12 protein-coding genes are annotated in these 14890 nt (G+C 38.0%); 7 read left to right on the top strand and 5 right to left on the bottom strand.

Annotation, left to right across the window (positions count from 1 at the left end; translation table 11 throughout):
• Positions 1-115: 115 nt before the first annotated feature.
• Positions 116-337, bottom strand: a complete 222-nt coding sequence (locus tag BC008_RS26585) for a hypothetical protein (protein WP_027845933.1) — start codon at positions 335-337, stop codon at positions 116-118.
• Positions 338-571: 234 nt separating this feature from the next.
• Here BC008_RS26585 and BC008_RS26590 point away from each other — a divergent pair, with 234 nt between their 5' ends.
• Positions 572-2554 (top strand): ATP-binding protein, encoded by a 1983-nt coding sequence (locus BC008_RS26590; protein WP_036267756.1) that lies wholly within the window; start codon positions 572-574, stop codon positions 2552-2554.
• Between the two features lie 147 nt (positions 2555-2701).
• Positions 2702-3109 carry a response regulator gene (locus BC008_RS26595; protein WP_082650450.1) on the top strand — a complete coding sequence of 136 codons (408 nt, stop codon included), beginning with the start codon at positions 2702-2704 and terminating at the stop codon, positions 3107-3109.
• A gap of 49 nt (positions 3110-3158) precedes the next feature.
• On the opposite strand, the gene BC008_RS26600 is transcribed toward BC008_RS26595, so the two are convergent.
• Complete coding sequence (locus tag BC008_RS26600; protein WP_027845931.1) at positions 3159-3686, bottom strand: GAF domain-containing protein; 528 nt, start codon at positions 3684-3686, stop codon at positions 3159-3161.
• Positions 3687-4360: 674 nt separating this feature from the next.
• On the opposite strand from BC008_RS26600, the gene BC008_RS26605 reads away from it, so the two are divergent.
• Positions 4361-6184, top strand: a complete 1824-nt coding sequence (locus BC008_RS26605) for a hybrid sensor histidine kinase/response regulator (RefSeq protein WP_036267753.1) — start codon at positions 4361-4363, stop codon at positions 6182-6184.
• Positions 6185-6355: 171 nt separating this feature from the next.
• Positions 6356-7309: an ROK family protein gene (locus tag BC008_RS26610; RefSeq protein WP_027845930.1), complete on the top strand. Its 954-nt coding sequence runs from the start codon at positions 6356-6358 to the stop codon at positions 7307-7309.
• Between the two features lie 367 nt (positions 7310-7676).
• On the opposite strand, the gene BC008_RS26615 is transcribed toward BC008_RS26610, so the two are convergent.
• Positions 7677-8357, bottom strand: coding sequence for an HAD family hydrolase (locus BC008_RS26615; protein ID WP_027842917.1), 681 nt, complete (start codon positions 8355-8357; stop codon positions 7677-7679).
• Positions 8358-8536: 179 nt separating this feature from the next.
• Here BC008_RS26615 and BC008_RS26620 point away from each other — a divergent pair, with 179 nt between their 5' ends.
• The 3 genes from BC008_RS26620 to BC008_RS26630 all read left to right on the top strand — a co-directional run bounded on the left by BC008_RS26620 (position 8537) and on the right by BC008_RS26630 (position 11624).
• Positions 8537-9313 carry a glucosamine-6-phosphate deaminase gene (locus BC008_RS26620; RefSeq protein WP_027842916.1) on the top strand — a complete coding sequence of 259 codons (777 nt, stop codon included), beginning with the start codon at positions 8537-8539 and terminating at the stop codon, positions 9311-9313.
• A 128-nt stretch (positions 9314-9441) separates the two neighbouring features.
• Positions 9442-10284 (top strand): YaaW family protein, encoded by an 843-nt coding sequence (locus BC008_RS26625; protein WP_027842915.1) that lies wholly within the window; start codon positions 9442-9444, stop codon positions 10282-10284.
• On the top strand, positions 10266-11624 hold the full coding sequence (locus tag BC008_RS26630; protein WP_027842914.1) for an O-antigen ligase family protein: 1359 nt from the start codon (positions 10266-10268) through the stop codon (positions 11622-11624). Before BC008_RS26625 ends, BC008_RS26630 begins: the two co-directional genes overlap by 19 nt.
• Positions 11625-11883: 259 nt before the next feature.
• Here BC008_RS26630 and BC008_RS26635 read toward each other — a convergent pair whose 3' ends face one another.
• Both BC008_RS26635 and BC008_RS26640 read right to left on the bottom strand, forming a co-directional pair.
• Positions 11884-13248, bottom strand: a complete 1365-nt coding sequence (locus tag BC008_RS26635; protein WP_058182957.1) for a pentapeptide repeat-containing protein — start codon at positions 13246-13248, stop codon at positions 11884-11886.
• 655 nt (positions 13249-13903) lie between these two features.
• Entirely contained in the window at positions 13904-14791 is an 888-nt protein-coding gene (locus tag BC008_RS26640; protein WP_036265232.1) for an isocitrate lyase/PEP mutase family protein, read from the bottom strand.
• Between the last annotated feature and the right edge of the window lie 99 nt (positions 14792-14890).

The following is a 14890-nucleotide window of genomic DNA, read 5'->3' on the forward strand; positions in this document are numbered from 1 at the left end:
ATCATAACTTATTTGTAATAGCGTTTTGGCGCTAAAGCGCTACTACGAGCCAAATACAAACATTTTATATTTATTTACATAGTTTACTTTTTCTCGCCTACTTACTTAAATTATTTTATTCAAATTTTGCATAAACTAAGTCTCTAATCAACGGCGTCCTTAAACCAACATATTTTGAGAGAGTTTGACTATCTTCTGGACTAAGAGAAGATACTTTTTCAACTTCATCAATTAATTTTTGGATTAATTCACTATCCGAAAGCTTCAAAAGACTTCCAGGATTTGATGTCTCTACGAAAGCCCAGATCATACGGATAATCTTTATGTCTACATCCATTTGTGTAACAAGGAGCAATATAAATATAATAAGCTCAAATCTTAAGAAATACTTAAGAAAGTGTCATTACTTAAATTATCGTGCGTATGAATTAAGCCTTAATATACTAAAGATATAAAGTATCATCTATCTAGAGATATAATTTACATTGCAGCATTATAAAAGCAAGACTTGTTCTAGGTACAGCTGTAGAGCATCCTGATAAGATTTAGGTGAAGAAGCTCCTGGAAAATTTTGAATCAGATCGAACTACTCAATCGAATAACTCGCAAAATCAGACAGTCCCTAGAGTCGCAAGACATCTTAGATGCGGCAGTAACAGAAGTTCGAGATTTTCTCAAAACTGACCGAGTGAAAATCTATAAATTCGATGAAGACGGTAACGGTCAAGTAATTGCTGAATCTATAAATGGCGATCACCTCCCATCGCTCAAAGGGTTGCATTTTCCTGCAGGAGATATTCCACCTCGGGCACGAGAACTATTTCTTAAGGCAAGAGTTCGTTCTATAGTTGATTTGGAAGAACAACAAATATGTCTAAGTCAACCAGATAGGCTTCCATCTACAGCTACCGACGAATTAACGGTAGAACAAGTGCGTCAATCTTTTCTTGACAATCTACTGCAACGTCCTGTAGATCCCTGTCATGTGGAATATCTCACGCTGATGGGTGTTAAGTCCAGTCTAGTGGTTCCCCTGGTATGTAACGAGGAACTTTGGGGCTTACTCATTGCTCATCACCGTCGTGCTAAAGCTCTTTCTAAGAGCCATCTAAAAATTATCCAAATTGTCAGCGAACAGCTAGAAATGGCGATCACTCAAGCCAATTTATTTAATAAGGTTCAACAAAAAGCCCAACGAGAAGCTTTAATTAATCAAATTTCTCAACTCCTACATTCTCCCTTAGAAAACGACAAAATTTTACCTACGGTACTATCAAAAATAGTTCCTGCAATTGGTGGAACAGGGGGTTTATTATGTATGAATGGTGCCGAAAAATCGGAAATTAGCTTCTACCAATATGGTTCTTTACCAAACCTTTCTACATCCGATTGGTTACAACTGCAAGGTTTAGCTCTGAACGACACAAAAGTCAGAGTAATTGATAATATTGAAGAACAAAAATTAATTAAAACTTTATTACCTGCTCTTAAAAAAAATAAACTCCGTAGTTTACTTTTAATGACCCTACGTTACAAGCAAGAAACTTTGGGCAATCTAGCTATTTTTCGTCGGTCGATAGATACGGAAAAACTGTGGGCAGGTAATTATCAAGATGATGAACGACAACAACGTCCCCGTCAATCCTTTGCAGAGTGGAAAGAACTCACCCAAGGAAAAGCTCAACCTTGGAAGCTACATGAGATGGAATTGATTGAGTCCCTCGGTAACAACTTGGGCATAGCAGTCATGCAAGATCGACTTTACCGTCAGGAACGAAAGCAGCGCTTGTTAGTAGAAATGCAAAACCAAGAGCTAGAAAATGCTCGTAGGGAAGCAGAAAAAGCAAGTAGTCTCAAATCTGCATTTTTATCTTCTTCAAGTCACGAATTACGGACTCCCCTCGCTTCAGTTCTTAACTACCTTAAACTTCTCAAAGAAGGCTTCTATGATAATGAAGAAGAATTATTAGAGTACATTGAAACTGCTCATACTTGGGCAGAAAATCTTCACTACATTGTTAATAATATCCTTGATATTGCCAAAATTGAAGCAGGAAAAATGGAAGCCGATCTGGAAATAGTTGAACTTAAACCCTTATTAAAGGAACAATATAAACTTTTTCAATCTGAGACTATACGACAAGGTATTGAATTGACCGTGGACTGTCAAGTAATAAGTGTTTGTGCTGATAAAATCAAGCTAAAACAGGTTTTGGGCAACCTTTTAAATAACGCTTTTAAATTTACTCAGCAAGGAGAAATTAACCTCAAGGCTATTAGCAAAAGTGAAACTACATCTTCGAAGGAAAAGTCTTTAGTAGAAATTTCTTTAGCCGATACGGGTATTGGCATTGAACCCGACAAACAAACTAATATTTTTGATGCCTTTGTTCAGGAAGATAGCTCAATCCACAGACGTTATGGGGGTACAGGTCTGGGGCTAACCATCTGCAAAGAATTAGTAGAACTCATGGGAGGTGAGATTTTACTCTTCAGTGAAGGTAGAAATCGAGGAACAACAATAACTGTTACCTTACCGCGAGCAGAAGAATAAGCAACCCACGGCTAAAAGTCTGTGGGCTTCAGCCCAGTTTAAAGAAGTTAGTCGGGATAATATTTAACTGTCCTTCCTGCTGAGAACCAATCACCGGACTTCCGGGCTGGCTTACGAACAGCCCCAAAGCTGCAAATGAGAAAAAATATGAAAAGTTTAAAAATTTTATTGGTAGAAGATAATTTAGCATTAGCTAAAAGCACCGCTAAACTGATTAAACGTATTGGCGGACATCAGGTTCAGCTAACTGACGAACCTAAGACTATCTTTGAACTGTGTACGGCAGGGGAAGTAGATATAATACTAATGGACATCAATCTACCGGGGGCATTTTGGTGTGGAAAAGAGGTCAGTGGTACTGACTTATCTCGTTTACTAAAAGCCAACAAAGAAACAGCTACCATTCCCATTATTCTTTTGACAGCTTATGCCACGTTAAGGGAACGCGAATCACTTCTAGCTGATTCCGAAGCGAACGAGTTCTTTGCTAAACCAATCAACGATTATGCTGCTTTAATTAAGGCAATAGAACTACTAGTTGACGCTTCCCTTTAATGATGGGATTCTTAGCTAACGAGATTCCAACGAGTGCTTTACAGATTGTTCAACTTCTTAAAATAGTAGGAGATGTAGCTAAAATTTGTGCTCCTTGTTCCATGACTTCAATATCTGAAATTGACCAATTACGAGGTGCTTGACAATGGTGAGCAACTAATAATCCCCACAAGCCCTTGGGGGTTAGAACCGGTACCACTAAATTTGCACGAACCTGTAGTTCTCGAAGGAATTCACGGTGACACTGGTGAATGGATGCGGTTTCAATATCATTTATTGCTCTAACCCGGCCTTGCAAATACATAGCGGCATATTCATCATTAAATGATTCATCCGGACCTGTGGAACCAATAATTGAGTATTTGCTTTGATTCAAAGATTCAAAAGTTACTTGTCCGCTCCACTGATTATAAAAATAATATAAGACTACGCGGTCAACTTGAAGTGATTCTCTAAGTCGATCAGTTGTTTTGATAATTAGCTCATCTCTTTCTATTCTTTGTTTAACTTGTTGTAGTACCTTTTCTAAACCTACATCTTTATAGCTATTATCCTTGGGTTGATTAAAGTTTTGCATCGTCACTCGGTAAATTAAAGTTTAGTGAGTTAATAAAATAAAAGGTCGATTTATGAAAAAGACAAAATAATCCGATCCAATTTTCAGACAAATCAGTTGAAAATCAGATCCACTGTATAGATATAGAAAAAGAATTAGATATTTATTTAAATTATGCAATGAAGCTAAATTTTTGCTTCAGGTTCTGGGTGTCAAGTTTCAATTTCTTTGCTAGTACTATTAAATTCTGAAATTTTTGTTGTCATATTTGTGACAAGTTAAAACAACATTATTTTTGTAAATTAGTAATTATAGCTGAAATGACCGCTAAACTTTAATCTTTGTAGAGTATCAAAAAGTGAGCGAGTAGGGTGATACTAACGAAAATACAGTCATTTTTTTAGAACATCTTCATTCACAATTTCCAGGGGCTAAATCTTTAATTTAATTACATGGGATGGCGACCAGAGAATTCTACTTTTTCTGCCATTATTTCTCTGTTGTTATAATTTTATTTAAGTTGCCAGTCAATAGTAAAATTTTTAACATTATGAAATCAAATTTCGTATGGTATTTGCCCATGAATCAATCTGGATAACTATATTTCAGTTAATGAAAATTGTTATATAATTTAACATCAAGGAACAATAACATTCGATCAAAAAATTTGAATTCTGGCTTTTGCTCTTAGACTTATGCCTTATCGTCAACAGCTATTGTCCAAATCGGTAAAAACTTTAGCCAAGTTAATGGGGAGTTCATCAGGAGAAGGTTCTGGCGAGCAAAATCAGGAAAGTGGCGAACTAGAAAAGTTTTCCCAAGCTAGTGATTGTTTTGTCACCGATTATCAAGACGGCGAAGCAAGAGCAGAAGTAGACGAGAAAAAGACAAACTCAGAGGTCATTTTAATCGTAGACGATAGCCCCGATAACCTACTAGTATTATTTTCCTACTTAGAAGAAAAAGGGTTTAAAGTCTTGTTAGCTGAAGACGGTGAGAGCGCTTTACAGATTGCTCAATCTAAAACCCCGGATTTAATTTTGTTAGATGTTTTGATGCCTGAGATTGATGGTTTTGAAACCTGCCGTCGACTCAAAGCGAAACCTTCCACGAGAGAAATACCCGTAATTTTTTTGACTGCACTTTCAGAAACTGTCAATAAAGTTCAAGGATTCAAATTGGGAGGTGTAGACTATATCACAAAACCTAGCGAACAAGAAGAAGTTCTAATACGCATTCAAACTCATCTTAATCTGCAAAGAATGCGCTCTACCCTAAGCAAGCAAAATCAGGAACTAAAACAAAGGTTAGATTTTGAAGCCTTGGTACGCCGTATCACCGATAAGTTGCGCGACAGTCTTAATGAAAGCCAGATACTAGAAACTGCTACCCAGGAGCTAGCTCAAGTCCTCCAACTCAGTAGCTGTCAAATCGAACTTTACGATTCACAACAGATAACAGCAACTATTGCCTACGAACATAGTATTACTCTGCCCCAGTGTCAGGGAGCCAGGAGAAATATTAAAGATTTTCCTGAACTTTATCAACAACTGTTAGAAAAAATTCCGGTTCAATTAGTAGAAAAAATTCCTCAATTCAATCCTCAAGAGATTCAAGTTAATCGTTTAGCTTGCCCGATTTTTGACGACCGCGGTATTATCGGTAATCTTTGGGGGCTTAGACCGCCAACAGAGCTATTTACGACTTTAGAAATTGAACTGATGCAGCAGGTGGCTTCTCACTGTGCGATCGCTATTCGTCAGGCTCGATTATACCAAGCTTCTAATCAGCAAGTCGCACAATTGGCTAAACTCAATCAGTTGAAAGATGATTTCCTCAAAACTATTACTCACGAATTAAAGGCCCCTATGAGTAGTATTCAGTTGGCTACACAAACAATGGAAACTCTATTAACCAATCAACAAAATCCTCATAGGTCTCCTATTTTTAAGCGAGTTATCAAGATTTTCCACGAATCATGTCAGCGACAGAAACAACTGATAGACGATTTACTTACTCTTTGCTATATAGACGCAAAATCCAAAACTGTACAACTAGAGTTAATCAATCTAAATCAGTGGATTCCCTATGTTGTACAGTTACATTTAACACCCGTTCGCAATCAGCAACAGCAATTAACTCTAGATTTAGCTGAAGAAGAATTACAGATTGCGGCAGATCCAATGATGTTGGAACGGATCGTTCGAGAATTATTGCACAATGCTTGTAAATATACTCCAGTAAATGAAATAATTACAATTCAAACTGAAGCTAACAAATCAGAAATTTCCCTTCGTGTTATTAATACGGGTGTAGAAATCCCTGTAGAAGAGCAGGAATTAATTTTTAATCAATTTTATCGCATCCCCAATAACGATCCTTGGAAGTATGGTGGTACTGGGTTGGGATTAGCATTAGTAAAAAAACTAGCACAGATTCTACAAGCAACTGTTGATGTAGAAAGTAGAAATCAGCGGGTTATTTTTTGTGTTAGATTTCCGGTGGTGCATCACTCTTAGGATTCGTGATAGCGTAGGGTGAATCCTTAGGAGCGAGCCTGTCACTAAAGCTTCGACATTAGCCTAGACAGTGTTCCCAAGCACTCAAGAAGTTTAAGCCAAAGATGAAATGTATCTGTTTTTTATTCATGCTATTTTTGTATGAGCGTAAAGCCTATTTTCCATATAAAAGTGAAAAATATTTTAGCGCTTGATTTTGGTGGTACTAAGCTAGCTGCAGGATTAGTCAGTTATGCCTCAAAGGAGTGGCTGAATTACAAACGTCGCTTATCTCCTACAAACGCAGATGCTAATACTGACCTGACCATAATGTATGAATTAATCGACTCGGTATTGGAAGGTCAAAAACCCGACGTTATCGGTGTCAGTTTTGGCGGACCTGTAGATGCAAATACTGGCACAGTCAGACTTTCCCATCATGTCAAAGGTTGGGAAAACATAGCTTTAAAACAACTGCTTGAGGATAAATTTGGTGTTAATGCAAACGTAGATAACGATGCAAATGTTGCAGCTTTAGGAGAATATCGTTTTGGTGCGGGTCAGGGTCATAACAGTTTATTTTATATTACTGTCAGCACCGGTGTTGGTGGTGGATGGATCCTAAATGGTCAACCCTGGCGCGGTTTTGAAGGAATGGCTGGTGAAATTGGACATGCGATCGTAGATCCTGACGGACCTTTATGTTTATGTGGGAAACGGGGATGTGTGGAAAGGTTAGCTTCTGGTCCTTATATGGCGCAGGACGTAAAGGAAATATTGAGAAAGGAACCAAAAAAAGCAGAAATATTGAGGAATTTAGTAGAAAATAACTTAGATTTAATAACGGGCAAAATTATCAGCGAAGCCGCAAATCGTGGGGACAAGTTAGCGCAAGAATTTTTATTTCGGTCTGCTTGGGCTTTAGGTGTCGCTATTGGTAATGTAGCGAATGTAATTAATCCCCAACTATTTGTATTGGGTGGTGGGGTAACAAAAGCAGGGAATTATTTCTGGGAAGTTCTACAAAAAACAGCCCGAGAAACTGCTCTACCAGAGATAAATTTTGAAGTTTTACCAACAAACTTGGGAGACGACGCACCTTTATGGGGTGCTGTAGAGCTAGCGCAGATGGGGATTGGGAATTAGACTGGGGACTAGTACTCCGCCACATAAGTTCTGAGGGGTTTGTAGTTGGGCTTTAGCCCCGGCAAAGTCTTGATATTAAAGCGCTAAAGCGCTACTACGAACCTTAATTTACCTATCAAAATTAATGTGGTGGACTACTAGGTATTGGGGATTAGGGATTGGGGATTGGGAAAGTGTGGGGAGTGTGGGAGGATGGGGAAGACCAAATTACCAATTACTCGTTACTCACTACTGTGCGCTGTCGCGCCCCGCAATACCTATAGCTGCGCTACCTTGCGGATCCGGTACGCTACCGCTGGGCGCTAACATTACTCATTACTCATTACTTATTACTCATTACTCATTACTTATTATTCATTACCAATCGTCAAATATTTACTCCAACGGGATCCAGTCCAATCTGGGAATTAAGAAACGTCCACATCGTCAAATCATTGAAGTCGTAAACAGTCATAAATACACCCATTTCCAGCATTTTTATTGGTTCGCCAGTTGAAGCTACACCAATTGTCCGGATTCCAGCACCAAGCGCCGAAGTAATTCCACTGGGAGAATCCTCGAAGGCGATCGCATGTTCGGGACTAACCCCTAACCTTTCCAAACCTACTCGATATGGTGTGGGGTCTGGTTTTGCTGCTGCTTCTTGTTCCGCAATTACGACAGTATGAAAAATTTCTTCTAACCCCAAAATATTGAGCATAAATCTAGCATTTTTGGTCGGTGCGTTGGTAACTAGTGCTCGCTTAAGATCGTGTTTTTCTGTCATTGCGATTAAGCGAGAAAAACCATCAATAGGTTTGAGTTCGTGAGCTTTATTCCGAAATCTTGATTCTTTTTCCTCTGCCAACTTCTCACCTTCTTCCGGTGATAAATTGGGTAACATATCTTTGATAATTTCTGGATTTAGCCTACCAGTAAAACGAGATTTGTAAATTTTTTCATCAATTTCTACGTCATACTCGAGGAGAATATCCCGCCAAATCTGGTAATGAATTGGGTCTGTGTTGATGATTGTTCCATCCAGATCGAAGAGAATTGCGCTTAACATGCCTTCTTTTTAAGAGCTAAATAGCAGTTAATGTAAACAACAGTAAACATTATCTTTAGATATTTTACATTTTCTTGTTTCACTTCGTAATCATAACTGCAGTATTTTAGACAAACATATATAAAATTGGATTATCAGCACGTGTCAAAAAAGAATGCAAATAATTTATACATTGAAATATGTCGAGTGCTAAAAAACTTTTTCGCATCAATGAGTTAAATGTACGAGTTTATAATTCTGATACTGAACTAGCAAAAGATGCAGCCCAAGTAGTTCAGAAAACTTTAGATAGTACTCTCAAGGTTAGGGAAACAGCTAGAGTAATATTTGCCACAGGTAACTCTCAACTTAAATTTTTAAATGCTCTGACTAGTTTAAATAATATTGACTGGTCGCGGATTACTTGTTTTCATTTAGACGAATATCTAGGGATTAATGCTGAACATTCTTCCAGCTTTCGCTGCTATTTGCGGGAGAAGTTAGAGAAAAAAGTTAAGCCACAAAAATTTCATTACATTGAAGGGGATACCTTAGAACCTTTAAAGGAGTGCGATCGCTATACTCAATTACTCCATTCTCAACCCATTGATTTATGTTTGCTGGGGGTGGGAGCAAATGGACATCTAGCATTTAACGAACCATCAGTTGCTGACTTTCAAGATTCCTATATGGTAAAACTAGTAAAGCTAGATACTGTAAATCATCAACAACAAGTGACCCAAGGGCATTTTCCTAATTTGGAAAGCGTACCAAAATATGCCTTTACTTTGACCATTCCTACAATCTGTTCTGCCAAAAAAATACTTTGTCTCGCACCAGGACAGCATAAAGCAGAAGTTGTAAAGCAAATGTTATTTGGAGAAATTACAAAAAAATTTCCGGCTTCTATTCTTCGTCAAAAACCCCAAGCAACTTTATTTTTAGATGGAGATTCTGCGACTTCACTTGATATGTAACGGATTTACAACTTAGACTAACTATTTTCAAGCAAATATCTATTACCTGATAACCAAACACCAATACCTAATTCCCAAATAGTAGAATAAGGTACAGGTTTAAGCTGTAGGATGTGGAGGAAGGCAAATTGGATGAACTAAGGACAGCTCTAGAAATAGCTACTGAAGAGGAATTGCAGGATTTGACCGCGATTTTGTTCAGTCGTAAATTTAATCCTCTAGATTATGTGAATACACCCGAACCAATAGAAATCCAAAGCCAAGATCGTAAAGCTTGGTTAGATTCTCTTGAAGAACGCTTCCGGTTTTTAGCCGCAGATGGAATTACTGTTTTACGTGGAAAAACCAAACGAGTAACTTACCGCGAAGCAATAATTCAGGTCTGCAAGCACCTGAAAATTCCTTATTCAACTGAACTAACAACCATTGATTTGGAAGCTGAAGTATTTTTACACCTCCTAGGAAAAGTATGGAGGAAATTACCTAAGAGCGAGCAGCAGCAAATGACACTCCGCATCCAACGTCATTTGGCGCAGTCGGAACTCAAAGAACCTTTACCTTTGACATTGCAACGCGACCCCTTAGGCTTGATTTTTAAAGCTGGTAGCGCACTTGCTTTAACTTCTGTGGTACAACCATTTTTACTCAAACATATTGCCCGTCAATTTGCTGCACATTTTGCAAGTTATCATATCGCCAGACAAACTGCGATTAAAGGTTCTGCGGCTGCTGTAAGTCAATTTAATAATTATGTCACTTTGCATATGGCTCGCCGGGGAATGGCTCTGAGTGCTGCTCGTTATGGCGCTGTTCGCAGTACATTAACTTTTTTAGGTCCGGTTATGTGGATGTGGTTTTTTGCGGATTTGGGTTGGAGAGCGGTCGCAACTAATTATGGTCGTATAATTCCGACTATATTTGCTTTAGCTCAAATTCGTTTGACGCGCACAGAATGCTGGGAATTAGCTTAAAAAACCCTTTTCGACATCCAAACCCTCGTTTGCAGTTCTCCTGGAATTGCACTCAGTTAGGATTACTACTGTTACCTTTGTTTCCAACTCTAGGAGCTGTTACCCTGGGTTTGGCACTATTGACTGGATTAAGACAATTTCAGAAGATTGTAAACCGCCCAATTAATCAGGGCTTTGCTCTGCTGGGTATTATTTTAATAATTGTAACTATTTTCGCCCAAGAACGAGTAGTGGCTGTGTTGGGCTTATTTAATTTGTTGCCATTCTTTTTGGCATTTATGGTCTTTGGAATTATAATTCAAACGACTATACAACTTCGAAAGTTATCTTGGATCTTAGTTACTACGTCTTTACCAATAGTCTTGATTGGTTTTGGACAATTATTTTTTGGTTGGTCTACCCCAGCAGAATGGGAAAATATTTTTGGATGGACAATCATCGCAGGGGGAAATCCTGTAGGACGTATGGCTTCGGTATTTATGTACGCTAACATATTTGCCGGTTATTTGACGATTGTGTTTATTTTGGGTTTGGGTTTGTGGTTAGAATATTTGCAAAGTTTAAATCTTCAAAGTTCAAATCTTCAAAGTTCAAATCTTCAAAGTTCAAATCTTAAAGAAGTTAAACCAGAGTTAATAAGACGTATTTCGCCAAATTTTATTTTTCTAACAATTGCAGTCATTATTAATTTTGTTGCATTAATTTTAACTAATTCTCGTAATGCTTGGGTAACAGCACTGTTAGCATGTTTCGTCTATGCAATTAATCGGGGTTGGCGCATTTTAGTTGCTGCTGTAACTGGATTTACAAGTTTTGTATTATTAGCAGCTTTTGCACCTTTAGCGATCGCCAAATTCTTTCGCCGGATTGTACCAGAATTTTTATGGGCGCGTTTGAATGACCAAATGTATCCAGATAGACCAGTGGAGCTAATGCGTACTACTCAATGGCGATTTGCTTGGTCGTTAACTCAGGAGCGCCCTTGGACTGGTTGGGGATTAAGGAATTTTACTGCACTGTATCAAGCCAAAATGCAAATATGGCTCGGTCATCCCCACAATTTATTTTTGATGCTATCTGCAGAAACTGGTTTACCTGCAACTATTATATTTTGCAGTTTGATTATTTGGATTTTGGTTGCAGGAATTAAAGTATTTATCAAATTTATTAACTACCAAAAGGAAGACCGGCTAATATTTTTTAGCTATCTTGTGGTTTTGGGTGGGTTAATTTTATTCAATACCGTTGATGTTAGTCTTTTCGATTTACGTCTCAATACAATCTTTTGGTTGTTAATGGGTGCTGTTAGTGGAGTAACTTACAGGTATCAAAGAAATTAAGTAATAGTTAGAGAATAAGTAAAAATACTTCTAAGAAAAATCCCCCTCTAAGAAAATAATTAGGGGGATTATTAAATTCATAAAGGTAAGGCTGTTAAAGAAATCAAAGTATTACTACCAGGACTTACACAACTGGCATATTTTTCCTGTAGGGTGTGTGACGCTGTGAAAATATCTGAACGTAAGAATCAGACTTATAGCGTCACGCACCGACCACCAATTGTGACACTTGCGTAAGTCCTGACTACTTTCATTGGAGTCAAATAATTGTATTACCTGGAAGAATAGTGTCTGTTAAATTTGCACCAGTCAAGTCCGCTCCATTTAAGTTAGCTCCAGTGAAGTCAGCTTTGCTCAGGTTTGCATCAATAAGCAGAGCATTCATAAAGTCACCGTTGACTGCAATACCATCAACAAATGAGATCCCCGACAGGTCAGCACCAATTGTATCTGGGTCTTCACCATCACTTAATATGGCATTTGTTAAGTTTGCTTTTTCTAAAATAGCGTCTTGCAGATTCGCATCATCTAGTTGAGCGCCAGTTAAATTAACCTCTGTTAGGTCAGCTCCACTGAGATTGACTCCAGTCAGATCGGCTCCTGCGAGGTTTGCACCCTTTAATTTGGCTCCAGTCAGATCGGCTCCCGTGAGATCGACTCCACCTAAGTCGACTCCCTCTAGGAAAGCGTTATCGAGTTCAACTCCTCCGGTAAAACTAGCTCCAGTTAGGATCGCATTATTAAGATTTGCATTACTCAGGTCGGCTCCATTAAAGATAGCATCGGTTAAATCTGCATTTTCCAGAAAGATACCTTCCGCTGAAACGTCAGTAAAGTTAGCACCGTTGAGAACGGAGTCAGCCAAACTAATACCATCTAGGATAGTTTTTGTATTAGCGTCAAAGTCACGGAAGTCAGCACCACCAAGATTTACATCTTCAGCACTAAAGTTAGTTAAGTCAGCACCTCGAAAGCTGGAGTTTGTTGAAGTTTGTCCTCCTACTGGTAGGGTATCAGTCCATTGGACGCCACTGAGATTTGCCTTATCAAAAATAGAATTGTTGAGATTATTATCTGTGAAGCTAACTCCCGTAAAATCAACCCCTGTAAAGTTTGTGTTAACTATGATGTTAGCTTCAAAGCTAGCTCCTTGTAAGTTTGCGTCTGTAAAAATAGCATCTGTCAGGTCTGCAGCTTTGAGATTGGCTTCAGTTAAATTTGCTCTGCTAAAGTTAGCCCCTGTTAAATTTGGTCGATTTTCCTGTTCGCCGCTTAGTTCGGCTTTGAATAAGTTTGCGTCCTGTAATTTAGCGTTAGATAAATCGATTCCGTTAGTACTAATCTCTGATAGATTTGCTTCCCGTAGGTTAGCACCACTCAGATTAACATTCTCTAATGTTGCTTTAAAAAGATTTGTTGTTGGGAAGTTTGTATTGGGTCTAAAGTTGGCGTTACTTGCGTTAACGTTTAACCAACTTGTTTCTTCAAAGTTAGTTCCCCTAAGCAAAGTGCCAACAAATGAGACATCAGTTAAAGTAGCCTTAAAAAAGGTAGAACCATTTAGATTATCACCATCAAAATTATTTCCAACCAGATCTTGTTCGCTAAAATCGAGAACTGCCATGGCTAAATACCTTTAATTGTTGATGTTAGTTCGGACAATCAAAATAGGGAACTAAAAAGTAAAACATCCACTTGTTACAGTGGACGTTTAAGTGATTCAAAAGCATGGTTAAAAATAACCTATTAGGAATAGTAACTTGATGTTGAGCTCATATGCCAAATAAATCAGCCTTCCGAACTCGAATTTTATCGATTTATTATTACAATAAAATGTGTTTACTAAGCAAAGTAATAAATTTTCAAATCCACACTTTATAAGAGTTTTCAGGTTTATTGTTTGAAACAATCACATATACATCTAAAGCAAATTAATATACATTACACTTCAGATTTAACTAAAATAAATATGTGAAAAGACTCGCTTCATCTTACTTAACGCGCTATTTGCGATCGGTTTTATCTCGCTCTAGCACAAGTAAATTTTAATTACCTCACAAAGCTCCCATTAGCAATTAAATCACTATTAAAAAATTAGAGCTTACAACTTAATTGTTGTTTGACGATAGAAAAAATGAATAGTATTTATTGGAGTATTCTTATAGATAAATTATAAAGTAGATTAGGTTACGGCAAAAAAGAATTTTATTGTTGGAATAATTCAAAATCCGCCGTAATCTAGCGATGCTAGCTAGGTGATGCATCTGTACCGATTCAAGTTACTCATCGTTTGTCTCAGTGACAGCGAACTGTTTTTCTAGCTGCAAATATTTGGGGACGCCAATTAATTCTTGGAATTCTTGGAATTTTATAAAATCGGGAAAATTCGCTGTAGTTCCTTCTGCTTTCAACTGACTCAGACAAGCAGTCATCGTTTTTGTGACTGCTAATAAACCAGATAACGGGAAAAATACTATTTTAAAACCCATTTCTTGCAACTCAGAAGCTGAGAGTTGGGGAGTTTTACCACCTTCAACAATATTCGCTACTAAAGGTACATTGGGAAAAGCTGCAGCAATCTTTTGTAATTCATCTTTAGACTGGGGTGCTTCAACAAATAATACATCTGCTCCAGCTTTGATATATTCCTTCCCACGACAAATAGCAGCTTCGAGACCCAAAGGTGCGCGGGCGTCTGTGCGAGCAATCACTACCAAACAGCTGTCAGCACGGGCTTCTACTGCAGCACGAATTTTATTCGCATGTTCAGTTTCAGATATTACTCGTTTGTTTTCAAAATGCCCACATTTTTTGGGAGATTCTTGATCCTCTAAAATTACTCCCGCTAATCCCAATTGCACAGCATCCCTAACAGTCCGCATGACATTTAAGGCGTTACCATAGCCAGTATCCAAATCAGCAATTAGGGGAAGACTTATGGATTGGGCTATTCTTCCCACACTGTAGAACATTTCAGTCGCACTCAAAAAACCGTAATCTGGTAATCCTAAAGTCGAAGCAGCGATTCCAAAACCACTTGTTGCAGCAACTTCAAAACCAACCTGTTCCACTAGTTTGGCGCTCAGACAGTCATATACCCCCGGAATTACCAAAATTTCTGGACTTTCAAGTAATTTTCGTAGTCTATTAGCGGCAGATATCGGCATTTTGATTGTGAATATTTTGATTTATTTTGAAATATTTTGAATAATATTTAAGATATAGCGCTACGCGCAAGTCGAAAGTCGAAATATGACATGCTGTCA

The sequence above is a fragment of the Mastigocoleus testarum BC008 genome (genome assembly GCF_001456025.1).
In the GTDB taxonomy this organism is placed as follows: Bacteria; Cyanobacteriota; Cyanobacteriia; order Cyanobacteriales; family Nostocaceae; genus Mastigocoleus; species Mastigocoleus testarum.

Bases quoted from the DNA above. Each gene is read 5' to 3' on its own strand.
- BC008_RS26585 (WP_027845933.1), bottom strand. From the start codon at position 337: ATGGATGTAGACATAAAGATTATCCGTATGATCTGGGCTTTCGTAGAG.
- BC008_RS26620 (WP_027842916.1), top strand. From the start codon at position 8,537: ATGTCGAGTGCTAAAAAACTTTTTCGCATCAATGAGTTAAATGTACGA.
- BC008_RS26615 (WP_027842917.1), bottom strand. From the start codon at position 8,357: ATGTTAAGCGCAATTCTCTTCGATCTGGATGGAACAATCATCAACACA.
- BC008_RS26635 (WP_058182957.1), bottom strand. From the start codon at position 13,248: ATGGCAGTTCTCGATTTTAGCGAACAAGATCTGGTTGGAAATAATTTT.
- BC008_RS26630 (WP_027842914.1), top strand. From the start codon at position 10,266: ATGCTGGGAATTAGCTTAAAAAACCCTTTTCGACATCCAAACCCTCGT.
- BC008_RS26600 (WP_027845931.1), bottom strand. From the start codon at position 3,686: ATGCAAAACTTTAATCAACCCAAGGATAATAGCTATAAAGATGTAGGT.
- BC008_RS26595 (WP_082650450.1), top strand. From the start codon at position 2,702: ATGAAAAGTTTAAAAATTTTATTGGTAGAAGATAATTTAGCATTAGCT.
- BC008_RS26640 (WP_036265232.1), bottom strand. From the start codon at position 14,791: ATGCCGATATCTGCCGCTAATAGACTACGAAAATTACTTGAAAGTCCA.
- BC008_RS26605 (WP_036267753.1), top strand. From the start codon at position 4,361: ATGCCTTATCGTCAACAGCTATTGTCCAAATCGGTAAAAACTTTAGCC.